Annotated in this window: 16 protein-coding genes and 1 tRNA gene; all 17 read left to right on the top strand. The window is 61.6% G+C overall.

What is annotated here, in order from left to right; translation table 11 throughout:
• Positions 1–213: 213 nt before the first annotated feature.
• Positions 214–1,692: a stage IV sporulation protein A gene (spoIVA, locus tag H7C19_RS26065; protein WP_185672010.1), complete on the top strand. Its 1,479-nt coding sequence runs from the start codon at positions 214–216 to the stop codon at positions 1,690–1,692.
• 565 nt (positions 1,693–2,257) lie between these two features.
• Positions 2,258–3,391 (top strand): sugar ABC transporter substrate-binding protein, encoded by a 1,134-nt coding sequence (locus H7C19_RS26060; RefSeq protein ID WP_185672009.1) that lies wholly within the window; start codon positions 2,258–2,260, stop codon positions 3,389–3,391.
• Positions 3,392–3,482: 91 nt separating this feature from the next.
• Positions 3,483–4,997: a sugar ABC transporter ATP-binding protein gene (locus H7C19_RS26055; protein WP_246469807.1), complete on the top strand. Its 1,515-nt coding sequence runs from the start codon at positions 3,483–3,485 to the stop codon at positions 4,995–4,997.
• Positions 4,994–5,980 carry an ABC transporter permease gene (locus H7C19_RS26050; RefSeq protein ID WP_185672008.1) on the top strand — a complete coding sequence of 329 codons (987 nt, stop codon included), beginning with the start codon at positions 4,994–4,996 and terminating at the stop codon, positions 5,978–5,980. The genes H7C19_RS26055 and H7C19_RS26050 overlap by 4 nt, the downstream gene beginning before the upstream one ends.
• A gap of 115 nt (positions 5,981–6,095) precedes the next feature.
• Positions 6,096–6,368, top strand: a complete 273-nt coding sequence (gene hbs, locus H7C19_RS26045; protein ID WP_185672007.1) for a non-specific DNA-binding protein Hbs — start codon at positions 6,096–6,098, stop codon at positions 6,366–6,368.
• 181 nt (positions 6,369–6,549) lie between these two features.
• Positions 6,550–6,626: transfer RNA gene (locus H7C19_RS26040), tRNA-Pro, on the top strand.
• Between the two features lie 114 nt (positions 6,627–6,740).
• A complete protein-coding gene (gene mtrB / locus H7C19_RS26035) occupies positions 6,741–6,971 on the top strand; it encodes a trp RNA-binding attenuation protein MtrB (protein ID WP_185672006.1) in 231 nt (76 codons plus the stop codon).
• Positions 6,972–7,101: 130 nt separating this feature from the next.
• A complete protein-coding gene (locus H7C19_RS26030; RefSeq protein WP_185672005.1) occupies positions 7,102–7,641 on the top strand; it encodes a hypothetical protein in 540 nt (179 codons plus the stop codon).
• Positions 7,642–7,832: 191 nt separating this feature from the next.
• On the top strand, positions 7,833–8,711 hold the full coding sequence (locus H7C19_RS26025; protein WP_185672004.1) for a heptaprenyl diphosphate synthase component 1: 879 nt from the start codon (positions 7,833–7,835) through the stop codon (positions 8,709–8,711).
• 5 nt (positions 8,712–8,716) lie between these two features.
• Positions 8,717–9,433, top strand: coding sequence for a demethylmenaquinone methyltransferase (locus tag H7C19_RS26020; RefSeq protein ID WP_185672090.1), 717 nt, complete (start codon positions 8,717–8,719; stop codon positions 9,431–9,433).
• Positions 9,430–10,305 (top strand): UbiA-like polyprenyltransferase, encoded by an 876-nt coding sequence (locus tag H7C19_RS26015; RefSeq protein WP_185672003.1) that lies wholly within the window; start codon positions 9,430–9,432, stop codon positions 10,303–10,305. Before H7C19_RS26020 ends, H7C19_RS26015 begins: the two co-directional genes overlap by 4 nt.
• A complete protein-coding gene (locus H7C19_RS26010; protein ID WP_185672091.1) occupies positions 10,302–10,919 on the top strand; it encodes a UbiX family flavin prenyltransferase in 618 nt (205 codons plus the stop codon). The genes H7C19_RS26015 and H7C19_RS26010 overlap by 4 nt, the downstream gene beginning before the upstream one ends.
• Positions 10,909–11,817 (top strand): menaquinone biosynthesis protein, encoded by a 909-nt coding sequence (locus H7C19_RS26005; RefSeq protein WP_185672002.1) that lies wholly within the window; start codon positions 10,909–10,911, stop codon positions 11,815–11,817. Before H7C19_RS26010 ends, H7C19_RS26005 begins: the two co-directional genes overlap by 11 nt.
• On the top strand, positions 11,814–12,788 hold the full coding sequence (locus H7C19_RS26000) for a polyprenyl synthetase family protein (RefSeq protein ID WP_185672001.1): 975 nt from the start codon (positions 11,814–11,816) through the stop codon (positions 12,786–12,788). The genes H7C19_RS26005 and H7C19_RS26000 overlap by 4 nt, the downstream gene beginning before the upstream one ends.
• A gap of 71 nt (positions 12,789–12,859) precedes the next feature.
• Complete coding sequence (gene ndk, locus H7C19_RS25995; RefSeq protein WP_185672000.1) at positions 12,860–13,303, top strand: nucleoside-diphosphate kinase; 444 nt, start codon at positions 12,860–12,862, stop codon at positions 13,301–13,303.
• Positions 13,304–13,341: 38 nt separating this feature from the next.
• A complete protein-coding gene (locus H7C19_RS25990) occupies positions 13,342–14,154 on the top strand; it encodes a CheR family methyltransferase (RefSeq protein ID WP_185671999.1) in 813 nt (270 codons plus the stop codon).
• 51 nt (positions 14,155–14,205) lie between these two features.
• The gene (locus H7C19_RS25985) at positions 14,206–14,430 is read left to right on the top strand and encodes a hypothetical protein (protein WP_185672100.1); all 225 of its coding nucleotides are present in this window, start codon (positions 14,206–14,208) and stop codon (positions 14,428–14,430) included.
• The last annotated feature ends 160 nt before the right edge of the window (positions 14,431–14,590 follow it).

Raw genomic sequence — 14,590 nt, 5'->3', positions numbered from 1 at the left:
TTGCTATGAAAAATACCGACATACGAAAGGTTCGGCGTTCATATGATCATTTGGATGAGAGAAACGCCGGGACTTGATTCCAATAAAAAACGGGAATCGGCGTCATAATCCGGGCTTTCACACATACAATGTTACCAGTCCAAGTTCGTGTACGAGTTCCGTCGCGCTGGCGGATCACGCAGGCTTCGCGATTACGAAGGGGAGGGAATCTCAGTGGAAAAAGTGGACATTTTCAAAGATATTGCCGAGCGCACAGGCGGTGATATCTACCTCGGGGTCGTCGGCGCCGTCCGGACAGGCAAATCGACCTTCATCAAGCGGTTCGTGGAGACGGTCGTGCTTCCGAACATCGCGCATGAAGCGGATCGCGTCCGGGCGATCGACGAGCTGCCGCAGAGCGCGGCGGGCCGCACGATCATGACGACGGAACCGAAGTTCGTCCCGAACAACGCGGTTCAAATTAAAGTCGCCGAGGGGCTGGAGGTCAACGTCCGGCTCGTCGATTGCGTAGGTTACGCGGTAGAAGGGGCCAAAGGGTACGAGGACGAGAACGGCCCCCGCATGATCACGACGCCTTGGTTCGAGGAAGCGATTCCGTTCCAGGAAGCGGCCGAGATCGGCACTCGCAAAGTCATCCAGGAGCACTCCACGCTCGGCGTCGTCGTGACGACGGACGGCTCGATCGCGGAGATTCCGCGCAGCGCGTACGTCGACGCCGAAGAACGGGTCATTCAGGAGCTGAAGGAAGTCGGCAAGCCGTTCGTGCTCGTCATCAACTCGGCGCGCCCGAAGAGCGACGAAGCGCTGGCGCTGCGCAGCGAGCTGGCCGCCAAGTACGATATTCCCGCGATCACCCTGAGCGTCGCGACGATGGGCGAGGATGAAGTGCTCAGCGTGCTGCGCGAAGTGCTGTACGAATTCCCGGTTCACGAAGTGAACGTCAACCTCCCGAGCTGGGTCATGGTGCTCCAAGAGCAGCACTGGCTGCGTTCGAGCTACGAGAATTCGGTTCGCGACACCGTCAAGGATATCCGCCGGCTGCGCGACGTCGATCGCGTCGTCTCGCAATTCCTCGAATACAACTTCGTTGCCCGCGCGGGCCTCAGCGGCCTGAATATGGGGCAAGGCGTGGCCGAGATCGACCTGTACGCGCCGGACGAATTGTACGACAAGATCTTGCAGGAGGTCGTCGGCACCGAGATTCGCGGCAAGGACCATCTGCTGCAGCTCATGCAGGAGTTCTCTCACGCGAAGCGGGAATACGACCGGTTCGCGGAAGCGCTCGAGATGGTCAAGACGACCGGCTACGGCATCGCCGCGCCTTCGCTCGCGGAGATGCAGCTCGACGAGCCGGAGCTCATCCGCCAAGGCTCGCGCTTCGGCGTCCGCCTGAAAGCGACCGCGCCATCGATTCATATGATCCGAGTCGACGTGGAGTCGGAGTTCGCTCCGATCATCGGGACGGAGAAGCAAAGCGAGGAGCTCGTCCGCTACCTCATGCAGGACTTCGAGAAGGATCCGATCAAGATCTGGGATTCCGACATCTTCGGGCGGTCGCTCCATTCGATCGTGCGCGAAGGCATCCAAGGCAAGATCGCGATGATGCCGGACAACGCCCGCTACAAGCTCCAAGAGACGCTCGGCCGCATCATCAACGAAGGCTCCGGCGGCTTGATCGCCATCATTCTCTAAATCTCGAATCCTTTAAGTCCGCCCGCGCAGCGCACCTGCGCGGAGCGGGCTTTTTGGCCGTCATACCGCATGTATAGCTTTTGCGTCCTTCCCTTTCTGTTTGACCTCCGATAAAAACGTATCGCCCTCCAAAGAGGACGGCGAAGCCGTTTTTACTTGACGGATCAGAAAGTATAAGTTTCACCTATCCTTCTTCTGATCCGTCTCCGATAAAAACGTATCGCCCTCTTCTGAGAAGACGGCGAAGCCGTTTTTACTTGGTTTAACGCAGGAATGCGTTTGCGCGTTTGTCGATTGAATGAATTTGTACGATTGTTCTTGAACATTCGACAAAATTCGCCTAAAATGATCTCTAGCGTCTTGAAGGAAATGAAATGCTTTAAAACCAATTGACATAGTGGGGAATACGCTTTATATTAATTTTAGTCATACAGCATGTATAAGTTTCAAGCCTATCCATTTCTGTATGACCGCCGATAAAAGCGCGTTGCCGCTTGGGAAGACAGCAAAACCGTTTTTACTTGGCATTTTATAGACAAGCTATGACTGGGGAGGTCACTCAAACATGAAAAAACATTCTCGTATCGGCACTTGGCTCGCGCTGGCGATCGCGCTGGTGCTGGCGCTGAGCGCTTGCGGCAACAAGCCTAGCGGCAACGCGGGCGCCAGCCCGTCCGAATCTTCTTCCGCTTCGCCTTCGGCATCCGCATCGGCTCCCGCGGCCGGCGCGGACAACCCGTTGAAGGGCAAGAACATCGCACTCATCATGCGTCTGAACACCGGCACGTTCTCCGCGCAATACGTGGACGGCGTGAAGAAGCAAGTCGAGAAGTTCGGCGGCAAGCTGACGGTCATTCCGTCGGACAACAAGCTGGACGTGATGGCTTCCAACCTTGACGCCGCCGTCAACCAGAAATATGACGGCATCCTGCTGGACCACGGCGACGCCGGCGCGTTGACGGCCGGCGTGCAGAAGGCGCTCGCGGCCAAGATTCCGGTCGTCGCTTTTGATTCCGGCATTACGGCGGAAGGCGTGACCAGCATCGCGCAGAACGACCAGAAGATGGCGGAACAGACGCTCGAAGCGCTGGCGGCCGACGCCGGCGGCAAAGGCAGCATCGTGAAGATCTGGGTCGCCGGCTTCCCGCCGATGGAATCCCGCCAGATCGCCTACAAAGCGTTCCAAGACAAGTACAAAGACATTAAGCAGCTTGCGGCCTTCGGTACGGCCGACGGCGCGCAGCTCGACGCGCAGACGCGGACCGAAGCCATTCTGAAGCAGTATCCGGAGAAGGGCAGCATCACCGCGATCTGGGCAGCCTGGGACGAGTTCGCGAAGGGCGCCGCTAATGCGATCAAGCAAGCCGGCCGCGACGAGATCAAAGTATACGGCATCGACCTGAGCGACGAAGACCTCGCGATGATCCAAGATCCGTCCAGCCCGTGGATCGCATCCGCGGCGGTCGATCCGGCTTCGATCGGCCAAGTGCAAGTGCGTTACCTGTACCAGAAGATCCATGGCGACGACACGCCGGCAACGGTCCAACTCGACTCCGTCTACGTCAGCCGCGACGCGCTGCCGACCGACAAGAAGGTCACGACGGCCGACCTGTCCGAGTACGTCAAGGGCTGGGGCGCGAGCGACCAAGGCGTCACGGATTATCTGACAGAGCTTGAGCAAGCCGTCGCAGGACAATAATCAAGGTCCGATAGACGAGCACGGCGCGGTGAATATGACCGCGCCGTTTGCTGCTGTCTACGGAGAATCGAAGCTCGGAGGGATAAAGCGTATGAAGACCGGCAATAAGCTGGAGATGACGGGCATCGCGAAGTCGTTCGCGGGCGTGCGCGCCCTGCACGGCGTCGACTTCGCGGTAGCCGGCGGGCAGGTGCACGCGTTGCTGGGCGCGAACGGGGCCGGCAAGAGCACCTTGATGAAGATTCTGTCCGGCGCATACGAGACGGACGAAGGCGAGATCCGGATCAACGGCGAAGCCGTTCCGATGCGGTCGCCCGCCGACGCCAAGCGGGCCGGCATTCAATGCGTCTACCAAGAGGTCGATACGTCTCTCGTGGCGCAGCTGTCGGTCGCCGAGAACATTATGCTCGACCGGTTGGCTTCCCCAAAAGGGAAAGCGTGGCTGCGCTGGGGCAGCCTCTATCAGGAAGCCGAAGCGGTGCTAGCCCGCATCGGCTCCCGTATTCCCGTGCGGAAGCGCGCCGGCGACCTGACGCTCGCGGAGAAGCAGATCGTGCTGCTCGCGCGGCTGCTCGTCGAGGACGCGAAGTTCGTCATCCTGGACGAGCCGACCGCGCCGCTCAGCCTCGAAGAGGCCGAACGTCTCTTCGAGATCATGGAAGGGCTGAAGAAGGAAGGCATCGGCATCATCTTCATCTCGCACCGCCTGCCCGAAGTGGCGCGCGTCAGCGACCGGATCACGGTCATGCGCGACGGCCGGATCGTCCTGAGCGAGCCTGCGGAGCAGGTGCAGGCGGGCGGCATTGTCCGCGCGATGCTCGGGCGCAGCTTCGAGGAGGAATACCCGAAGGCCGAAGTGCCCATCGGGGACACGCTGCTCGAAGTGAAGGGGCTGGCGGCGGGCCACCGGGTCCGCGGCGTCGACCTGGCGGTGCGCGCCGGGGAAGTCGTCGCCGTCGTCGGCCTGGTCGGCGCGGGCAAGACGGAGCTGTCGCGCTTGCTGTTCGGCGCGGATGCGGCCGAGCGGGGCGAGATCGTCCTGAACGGCAAACGCGCGAAGGCGGGCGCGCCGGCGGACGCCATCCGCGCGGGCATCGTGCTCGTGCCGGAGGAGCGTCGGAAGGAAGGCATCCTCGTCGGCTCGTCCGTGCTGCATAACCTCAGCCTGCCGATCCTGCGGTCGCTCAGCCGCTTCGGGTTCATCTCCGGGCATGGAGAACGCCGGCACGCCGAGGACATGATCGGGCGGCTCGGCATCAAGACGCCTTCGCCGGGGCAGTTGACCGGGTTCCTGAGCGGGGGCAACCAACAGAAGGTCGCGATCGGCAAGTGGATGCGCACCGACGCCGACGTGTTCCTGTTCGACGAGCCGACCAAGGGCGTAGACGTCGGCGCCAAGCGGGACATCTTCCGCATCATCGGCGAACTGGCGGGCCAGGGCAAGGGCATCGTCTATCTGACGTGCGAGTTCGCGGAAGCGCTCGGGCTCGCGGATCGGATCCTGGTCATGTGCGACGGCCGGTTCGTCAAACAATTCGCCCGCGGCGAAGCGACGCAGGAGGATCTGCTCCTGTACGCGAGCGCGGGCCGGGAGGAATTGGCGTGAACAACAAAGTGCTGCAATTCTCGTTCAGGTACGGCGCGTTGATCTTCATCGGTCTCGTGCTGCTCTTTTTCTCGCTGTACAACGAATATTTCTTCACTTACGGCAATCTGATGGACATCCTGCGCTCGATCTCGATCCTGACGTTCGTGGCCATCGGGGTGACGATCTCGCTCACCGTCGACGGATTCGATCTGTCGGTCGGTTCGACGGTCTCGCTCACCACCGTCGCAACGGCCACGATGATGATCTGGTACGAGATGCCGCTCGTCGTCGTCATCGTCGTTCCGCTCGTCGTCGGCGCGGCGATCGGCCTCCTGAACGCGTTCCTGATCGTCAAGGTGCGCATCCCGGACCTGCTCGCGACGCTGGCCGTCATGTACATCGTGAGCGGCATCCACAAGACGTACACGAAGGGCTATTCGATCTACAACAACATGCAGTTCCAGGACGGGACGAAGGCGCCGGGCGTCATGAATCCGGACTTCCTGTGGATCGGACAGGGCAAGCTGCTCGGCGTGCCGTTCCCCGTTCTTCTGATGGTCATCGCCGTCATCGGCGCGCACGTCTTCTTCAAATACACCCGCGTCGGCCGCCAGACGACGATGACGGGCGGCAACGAGGAAGCGGCGCGTCTCTCGGGCGTCCGCGTCAAGCGGATCCGGACGTGGGCGTACGTCGCTTCGGGCGTCTTCGCCGCCATCGGCGGCATCCTCTACACCGCTCGCGTAGGCTCCGGCCAGATCGACGCGGGCGCGCCGATGCTGATGGACGCCGTCGCCGCCGTGTTCGTCGGCTACTCCGTGTTCGGCGCGGGACGCCCCAACGTGATCGGGACGTTCGTCGGCGCCGTGCTGACCGGCATTTTGATCAACGGCTTGACGATGCTGCACGTCCAATATTACACGACCGACATCATCAAAGGCGCCGTTCTCGTCCTCGCCCTGGCGGTCACCTTTATCCATCTCAGCCGGCGCAAAGCGTGAGGCCAAGCGGGAAACCTCGCGTCCCGCTTGAAACTCCGCCCTCGATCTGTGTATAATTTCTGTTGAAACGGATAAACAGATAACAAGCTAGTTTCCGTTATGGGAGGTGAATGCATTGAACAAGACTGAACTGATCGCCAAAGTGTCCGAATTGACCGATCTGTCCAAGAAGGACGCGACGCAAGCGGTGGACGCCGTCTTCGACGTCATCTCCGAAGCGCTGCAAGGCGGGGACAAGGTACAACTCGTCGGCTTCGGCAACTTCGAGGTTCGCGAACGTTCCGCCCGCAAAGGCCGCAACCCGCAAACCGGCGTCGAGATCGAGATTCCGGCCGGCAAGATTCCCGCGTTCAAACCGGGGAAGGCGCTGAAGGAAGGCATCAAGTAAAAACGGCCTCGCCGTCTCTTGATGAGGGCTGGCGCGTTTTTATCGGAGAGATTCAGCGAAGGACAGGCCAAATCTTCGCCTTTCTGAATCCTTAAATAAAACGAAAATTTGCTTGATTTTGTGGTGGTCGATGGGTTGCGAACCCATTTCGGCCTGTGCTATAATCACTCTCGTACTCTTTCGGGACGTAGCACAGTCTGGTAGCGCGCACCCTTGGGGTGGGTGAGGTCGTGGGTTCGAATCCCGCCGTTCCGACCATTACATACGCATGACGAGACTGCTTTTTCGAGACGATGTCCCGGAGAAGCAGTTTTTGTTTGACAGGCGCTCTTCATATCGTTCATGATGGAGCCAATAGAGGAGGCGGCATATATGGAACACTCGATCTCGGGCCAAGCGGAATACATCGTCATCAAGGCCAAAGAGAGCGGCGTCAACGTCATCGGCTTGACCCGCGGAACGGATACGCGGTTCCACCATACGGAGAAGCTCGACCGCGGGGAAGTGCTGATCGCCCAGTTCACCGATCATACGTCCGCCATCAAGATTCGCGGCAAGGCGACGGTCATGACCAAGTACGGCGTCGTCGATACCGACGTCTAGCAAGCAAGCGGGCAAGCAAGGCGCGCCGGCAGGCAAGCCGTCGTGGCGCGAATCGACCGGGAGCAGGCATAGCCTGCCTTTTTCTTTTGTAGAATAAGAGAAAGACATGCCCGGAAGAGGAGAATGCCACATGACGCATTGGCTAAGGCCGCTCGTCCTGCTCGCGGTCAGCGCGCTGACGATCGTCCTGTTGGAGCGACTGCCCGCCCTGGAGCGGCACGCGCAGCCGAACCGGTCGTCCGCGGCCGTGTTCGCTCCGCTGCGCGTCGAGCGGCTGTCGAACGAGACGCTCGTCGACGCGATGGTGGCGATGCCGCTCGCCGAGCGGTTGACGAGAGTCGGCTGGGATCGCGGCATACTCACCGTCGATCTGGCGCTGTCCTCGAGCGGCGCCGCGCCCAAAGACCTATGGAAGGATACGGCCGAGCTGGTGCGGATGTCGTTCGCGAACGTCTCGAACGTCCGGCAACTGCTGCTCCGTTTCTATCTGGAGACGAACGAGGCGCGGACGCTGCTGGCCTCGGCGGATTCCCGCGCCGCGGACTGGCCGGACGGCTTGGCCGCCGCGGTGAAGGGAGACCCCGACGGCCGTCGGCCGGACTGGGCCGTCAACCTTCGCCTGGATTGGACGCCCGCGGGGGAGCGCTGGCTCGGAAATTTTGCAAATTGATGAATTCGGCGGCCGTCTTATGCGGGAGACTTGCGGTTATGTTATAATAAAATAATCCAAGCGCGAGAGGCGCTGCCCGCCGCCCGACCGGCGCGGGGGCCGCCGACGGCAAGGTTCGGAACGCTATGTCCCCAAAAGGAATTGTTGATCGGACACGCAGGGCTCTGCTTGGTAACTTCGGAGGCTGAACGATGACACGTAACCGTATTGCACAAATGGCCCAGAAATATATGGAGCACGACATGATCGCCCGGCACACCGACCTGCCGGCGTTCCCGGACGGCCGCATTCGCCTGCTGAACGCGGTATTGGCGCATCAGCCCGCCGCGGCGCCGCAGCGTGAGCTGTTCTCTTTGGTGACCGCGCTCGTGCAGATGGGTCTCGATACCCACGATCTCGTGAAGAACGAGGCGCAGGACGAGAAGTCGGGGACGATCCAGATGCGCGCGCGGCAGCTGAAGGTGCTCGCCGGCGACTACTTCAGCAGCCGGTTCTACAATCTTCTCGCCCAGGCGGGCCAGATCGAGATGATCCGGAAGCTCAGCGAAGCGGTGTGCGACGTGAACCGAATCAAGATCGCGCTCTACGGCAAGATGAAGCAAATGCGGCTGAACGCAGAGGAATACTTGACCCACGGGGCGGAGCTCAGATCCGGCTTGTTCTTGTCGTTCGGCCATCTCATGAACGGGCTCTATTCGCGCCTGTGGCCGGAGCTGCTGGAGCGGTTCAGCCGCTGCGAGGTTCTCCTCCACGAGCTGCTGCGGCTCGAGCGGCCGGAGCAGTTGAACGGCAGCTGGGGCATCTGGCACATCCTGCAAGAGGGCTCCGAGGAAGACCGCCGGGCGCTGACCGACCATCCGGAGGATGCGGGCTTCGTCCGCCAACTGATAGAGAAGTACGCGGTCGCCGACAAACTCGGCGGCATGCTGCGGCAATCGGCCGTCCAGCTGCAGGCGATGCTTCCGCGCGTTCCGTCGGATAAGCTGGCCAAAGAGCTGCAGGCGCTCATCGAGCCGTTCATGAAGGGAACCGCGATGGTGCCCGCTGCGGCAATCAAGGAGTTGGGGTGACGAACATGGGAGCGGAGTCCAAACACAGCCACGTTCACGACGTCTTCGAGAGCATCGCGCCGAAGTACGACATGATGAACGACATACTAAGCTTCCGGCGCCACAAGGCTTGGCGGAGCTTCACGATGAAGAAGATGGACGTCAAGCCCGGTCAAGTTTCGCTTGATCTGTGCTGCGGCACCTGCGACTGGACGATCGCGCTCGCCAAAGCGAGCGGGGGCCGCACGGTCGGCCTGGACTTCAGCGCGAACATGCTGAACATGGGACAAGTCAAGGTCGATCGGCTCGGGCTCTCGTCCCAGATCGAGCTGGTTCAGGGCGACGCGATGGATTTGCCTTTCCCCGACAATACGTTCGATTATGTCACGATCGGCTTCGGCCTCCGCAACGTGCCGGACATCGCGCAGGTGCTGCGGGAGATGAAGCGGGTCGTGAAGCCGGGCGGCAAGGTCGTCTGCCTGGAGCTGTCCAAGCCTTCTTGGCAGCCGTTCAAAGGATTGTACTATTTTTATTTTGAGAAGCTGCTGCCGCTCCTCGGCAAGTGGCTCGTACGCAAGTACGAGCAATACCGCTGGCTTCCGGAATCGCTGGCCGTATTCCCGGATCTGGCCGCGCTCGCCGAGATGTTCCGCGGGGTCGGACTGCGCAACGTTCGCGCTTATCCTCTGACCGGAGGGATCGCGGCGCTGCACATCGGAACAAAGGGGAACGACGGAGCATGATTCGCAAAATCAAGATTTTCCTTGAAATGATCAAATTCGAACATACGTTATTCGCTTTGCCGTTCGCCTATGTCGGCACGATCCTAGGCGCGGTGACGGAGAACCGTGCGCTGCCGACCTGGGCGCAATGCGGCTGGATCCTGCTCGCCATGATCGGCGCCCGCACCGCCGCGATGAGCCTCAATCGGCTCATCGATAAAGCCATCGACGCCAAAAATCCGCGCACCGCGAACCGCGCCATCCCGGCCGGTCTGCTGCAATCCGCGGAAGTCATTCTTTTCATCGTCATCTCGTTCGGACTGCTGTTCTGGGCCGCCTCGCAGCTCAACCGGCTGGCGCTGGAGCTGATGCCGATCGCCGTCTTCATGACCGTAATCTATTCGTACACCAAGCGCTTCACTTGGGCATGCCATCTCGTGCTGGGCCTGACGCTCGGCCTCGCGCCGCTAGGCGGATGGGTCGCCGTGACGGGCTCCGTCTCTCCGGCGGCCTTCGTGCTGTTCGTGACGGTCGCCCTCTGGTCGGCCGGCTTCGATATCATCTACGCTTGCCAGGACGTTGAGTTCGACCGCAAGGAAGGGCTGCATTCCATTCCGGCGCGCTTCGGGATCGCCCGCGCGCTCGGCATCGCCCGGACGATGCACGTCGTCACGCTCATCGGCTTCATTCTGCTGCTGGCGTTGACCGACCTCAGCTGGTGGTACCTCTTCGGGACGATCGCCGCCGGCGCGCTGCTCTTCTACGAGCACCGCCTCGTCAGTCCGAACGACCTCAGCAAGCTGAACGCCGCGTTCTTCACGATGAACGGCGTGCTTAGCGCCGTCGTGTTCGCGTTCACGTTCATCGACCTCGTGGTGGTGAGATCGTGGTGAGCCGCGCCGCCGCGCCGCGCCGCTGGGTCGTCGGATTGACGGGCGCGAGCGGCGCCGTCTACGGCGTCACGCTGTGCCGGGAACTGCTGGCGGCGGGTTGCGAGGTTCACCTGGTCGTTTCGGAAGCCGGCTGGCGGGTATTGAAGGAAGAGCTCGGCTGGGACGCGGCAAAGCGATCCGACACGATCCGGCGCGAGCTGGAAGCGGAGTCGGGACGGCTCGTCTATCATCCGCAGAGCGACATCGGAGCCAGCATCGCGAGCGGGTCGTTCCGCTGCGAAGGCATGGCGGTCGTCCCTTGCTCGATGGGGACGCTGGCCGCGATCGCGCACGGCACCTCGGACAATCTGATCGCCAGAGCGGCCGACGTGACGATGAAGGAAGGACGGCCGCTGCTGCTCGTGCCGCGGGAGACGCCGCTGAACGCGATTCATCTGGAGAACATGCTGAAGCTGGCCCGCATCGGCGTCCGGATCATCCCGGCGATGCCCGCCTTCTACCAAGGCCCGCAAACGCTGGAGGACGCCGTCCGCTTCATGGTCGGCAAAGTCATGGACAACATGGGCATCGCGCACAATTTGTACACCAGATGGGGAGAGAGCTATGAGGACTGACGGGACGGGACCGATCCGAATCGGCAGAATCGAATATACGAATGTCTGGCCCGTGTTCCATCATTTCGATCCGACGCGGCTGGACGTCGAAGCGGAGATCGTCCAAGACGTGCCGGCCGCGCTGAACCGCAAGCTTCGCGAGGGCGAGATCGACATGGCGGCGATCTCTTCGTTCGCTTACGGGCAATCCTGCGACGACTACCTGCTGCTGCCGAATCTGTCCGTCAGCGCGAAGGAGCGCGTACAGTCGATCTTGCTGTTCGTCAAGACGCCGCTCGAGCAAGCGCTGAACGGGCGAATCGCCTTGACGACGACGTCCGCGACTTCGGTGAACTTGTTGAAGATTATCGCCGAGAAATTCTACGGCGCGCATCCGACATACGATACCGTCGAGCCCTGCTTGGACACGATGCTGGAACAAGCCGACGCGGCGATGCTCATCGGCGACCATGCGATTCGCGCTTCATGGCGCGAACACGGCTGTCAGGTGTTGGACCTGGGCGAACTGTGGCACCGCTATACGGGACTCGGGATGACGTTCGCCGTCTGGGCCGTCCGCCGCGAGACGGCCGCCGCCCGTCCGGAAGCGGTCCGGGAGATCTTCGAAGCGCTCACCGCCTCCAAGCGCCGGGCGCTGGACGATCTCCGGCCGGTCGTGGCGCACGCGGAGCGGCAGATCGGCGGCACGGCCGCTTACTGGGACGCGTACTTCCGCGGATTGACTTACGATTTCGGCGCGGCGGAGCGGGAAGGACTCTCGCTTTACTTCCGCTATGCGCATGAGCTCGGGTTCCTGGCCTCGCCCGTCGGGATCTCGGAATGGCGCGCTTCCGGCAGCCGCGAGCGCGCGGCTGCGGACGCGATCGGAGCACACTCTGTACCGAAGGTGAATCTATGAAGTTAATCCAATTGTACGCCGCCTTGAAGTCCGATCTCCAGGCGATCGAGGACGCGCTGGCGCAGAGCGTCGCTTCGGATCTGCCCCTCTTGAACGACTCGGCGCTCCACCTGCTGAAGGCGGGCGGCAAACGGCTGCGCCCCGTCTTCGTCCTGCTCGCGGGCAAGTTCGGCACTTATTCGCTCGAACAGCTGAAGCGGGTCGCCGTCCCGCTGGAGCTCATCCATATGGCGTCCCTCGTGCACGACGACGTGATCGACGACGCCGATACCCGCCGCGGGCAGCCGACGGTCAAGGCGAAGTGGGACAACCGCATCGCCATGTTCACGGGCGACTATCTCCACGGCAAATCGCTCATGGTCGCTACCGAGCTCGCGCACCCGCGCATCCATCAGATCCTCTCCGGCGCGATCGTGCAGATGTGCATCGGCGAGATGGAGCAGATCCGCGATTTCTTCAACGTCGAACAGAGCGTCCGCAACTACTTGCTGCGGATCCGGCGCAAGACCGCGCTGCTGATCGCGATCAGCTGTCAGCTAGGCGCGCTTGCGGCGGGCGTGCCGGAACGACAGGCGAACATTCTCTACAGATACGGCTATAACGTCGGGATGCTGTTCCAGATTACCGACGACCTGCTCGATCTGTGCGGGACGGAGAAGGCGATCGGCAAGCCGCCGGGCAGCGATCTCCGGCAAGGCAATATTACGCTGCCGGTGCTGTACGCCCTTCAGGACGAGCGGGATCGCGCGCCGCTGCTCGCGGAGATCGCTCGCATCCGCGAAGCCGACGGCGAGGCCGACTCGGCCGCGGCGGTGCGCGTCGTGCGGAGCAGCTCCGGCATCCGCAGAGCCGAACAGTTGGCGGAGCGATACGTCGCCAAGGCGCTGCGCGTGCTGGAGGAGCTGCCGGCGATCCCCGCGCGGAAGAATCTCGCCGATATCGCGAGATTTGTGGCGCAACGGAGTTATTGAGCGCGCATTTTGTGGTAAAATGGGAAGAATAGCCTGTCTGTTTGGCATAGACGATAAAGGGGGATCTACCCATGGAACGTACATACCTGATGGTAAAGCCCGACGGCGTCGAACGGGGACTGATCGGCGAGATGGTCGGCAGACTGGAGCGCAAGGGGTTGAAGCTGGTCGGCGCGAAGCTGATGAAGGTGACGCCGGAGCAGGCGGCCCGTCATTATGCAGAGCACCACGGCAAGGATTTCTACGTACGCCTCATCGCGTTCATCACATCTGGCCCCGTATTCGCCATGGTCTGGGAAGGCGACCAAGCCGTCGGCGCGGCGCGCCAGCTGATCGGCAAGACGAACGGCCTCGAAGCGGCGCCGGGCACGATCCGCGGCGACTTTGCCCTACATACGAATTACAACCTCATTCACGGTTCGGATTCCCATGACAACGCGGAGCGCGAGATCGGCATCTTCTTCTCCGAACACGAGCTCGTGTCCTACGACAAAGCGATCCAAGTCTGGATCTAATCCGCCCGCGAGGAAGGCCAAGAGGAGCTAGTGAAGGCATGAAAGATTGGGGAACCGAGCAGAAGGCTTCATCGGAAGACGAGGACTTCGCGCGCTTCGTCGCGAACGTGCGCCGTGCCACTTCGATCGACCTGTCGCATTACAAAGAGACGCAGATGCGGCGGCGGCTGACGACGCTGCGCCTGAAGCACGGCTACGCCGACTTCGGCGCCTACTTCGCCGCGATCATGGACAATCCGCGGCTGCGCAACGAATTTCTCGACCGGATGACGATCAACGTCTCCGAATTCTGGCGCAATCCGAACCGGTGGCGGGTGCTCATGGAGCAATTCCTGCCGTCCATGATCCAAGCCTCGCCGAGACTCGCGGTTTGGAGCGCCGCCTGCTCGACGGGCGAAGAGCCCTATACGCTGGCGATGATTCTGGATTCGATGGGCGCGCTCTCCAACGCGTCCATCCTGGCCACCGACCTCGACGAAGGCGTCTTGGCCAAGGCGAAGCTCGGCCTTTATCCGGAGCGATCGCTGCGCGACGTGCCCAAGCCGTTCGCCGACAAGTACTTCCGGGCGGAGAACGGCGCCTACGAGGTAGACGAGCGGCTGCGGCGGGCGATCCGCTTTCAGAAGCAGAATCTGCTGCTCGACACGTTCGGCGAGCGGTACGACCTGATCGTCTGCCGCAACGTGATGATCTACTTCACCGAAGAGGCGAAGCAGCACTTATACCACAAATTCAGCCGCGCCTTGAAGCCCGGCGGGCTGCTCTTCGTCGGCAGCACCGAACAGATCTTTTCCCCGGCGCAGTACGGGTTCGAAGCGGCCGATACGTTTTTCTACCGCCGCACGGTATGAGCCTTCCCCTTTGGCGCGATACTAGGGCTAACCTATCCCGCGGAGGGTGCCATGGACAAGCGCAAAGCGATCGCCGCCTATCGGTTAGGATTGATCTCCGCGCAGGAATGCGCGCAAATTCTCGGGCTGGACAATCCGATGCTGCTCGGGTGCTGCCTCCCCGGAGGCATGACGGCGGCCCATGCGGCCGCGCCGCCTTCGGAATGGCGCGAAGCGGCGTTCGGCGGAGACGATCCGGAGCAGGAACGGCGGAAGCTGATCCTCTCCGAATCCTGAACGTCCTGCGTCTTCCAAGTAAAAACGGCTTTGCCGTCTTTCCCGGGGCGGTGACACGTTTTTATCGGAGACGTATCAGCAACGTAGGGGTGAAACTTATACCAGCAACGTATAGGTGAAACTTATACTTTCTGATACGTGAAGCAAGAGCCCGTCCGCT

This window comes from Cohnella nanjingensis, assembly GCF_014212125.1.
GTDB classification, from domain to species: domain Bacteria; phylum Bacillota; class Bacilli; order Paenibacillales; family Paenibacillaceae; genus Cohnella; species Cohnella nanjingensis.
The sequence above is the reverse complement of the archived record's forward strand: the minus strand, read 5'-3'. Positions and strand labels throughout refer to the sequence as shown.

Excerpts from the sequence above, each read along its gene's own strand:
- H7C19_RS26015 (WP_185672003.1), top strand. The coding sequence starts at position 9,430 with ATGATTCGCAAAATCAAGATTTTCCTTGAAATGATCAAATTCGAACAT.
- H7C19_RS26055 (WP_246469807.1), top strand. The coding sequence starts at position 3,483 with ATGAAGACCGGCAATAAGCTGGAGATGACGGGCATCGCGAAGTCGTTC.
- H7C19_RS25990 (WP_185671999.1), top strand. The coding sequence starts at position 13,342 with ATGAAAGATTGGGGAACCGAGCAGAAGGCTTCATCGGAAGACGAGGAC.
- H7C19_RS26025 (WP_185672004.1), top strand. The coding sequence starts at position 7,833 with ATGACACGTAACCGTATTGCACAAATGGCCCAGAAATATATGGAGCAC.
- H7C19_RS25985 (WP_185672100.1), top strand. The coding sequence starts at position 14,206 with ATGGACAAGCGCAAAGCGATCGCCGCCTATCGGTTAGGATTGATCTCC.
- ndk (WP_185672000.1), top strand. The coding sequence starts at position 12,860 with ATGGAACGTACATACCTGATGGTAAAGCCCGACGGCGTCGAACGGGGA.
- mtrB (WP_185672006.1), top strand. The coding sequence starts at position 6,741 with ATGGAACACTCGATCTCGGGCCAAGCGGAATACATCGTCATCAAGGCC.
- H7C19_RS26030 (WP_185672005.1), top strand. The coding sequence starts at position 7,102 with ATGACGCATTGGCTAAGGCCGCTCGTCCTGCTCGCGGTCAGCGCGCTG.
- H7C19_RS26060 (WP_185672009.1), top strand. The coding sequence starts at position 2,258 with ATGAAAAAACATTCTCGTATCGGCACTTGGCTCGCGCTGGCGATCGCG.
- H7C19_RS26020 (WP_185672090.1), top strand. The coding sequence starts at position 8,717 with ATGGGAGCGGAGTCCAAACACAGCCACGTTCACGACGTCTTCGAGAGC.
- H7C19_RS26005 (WP_185672002.1), top strand. The coding sequence starts at position 10,909 with ATGAGGACTGACGGGACGGGACCGATCCGAATCGGCAGAATCGAATAT.
- H7C19_RS26000 (WP_185672001.1), top strand. The coding sequence starts at position 11,814 with ATGAAGTTAATCCAATTGTACGCCGCCTTGAAGTCCGATCTCCAGGCG.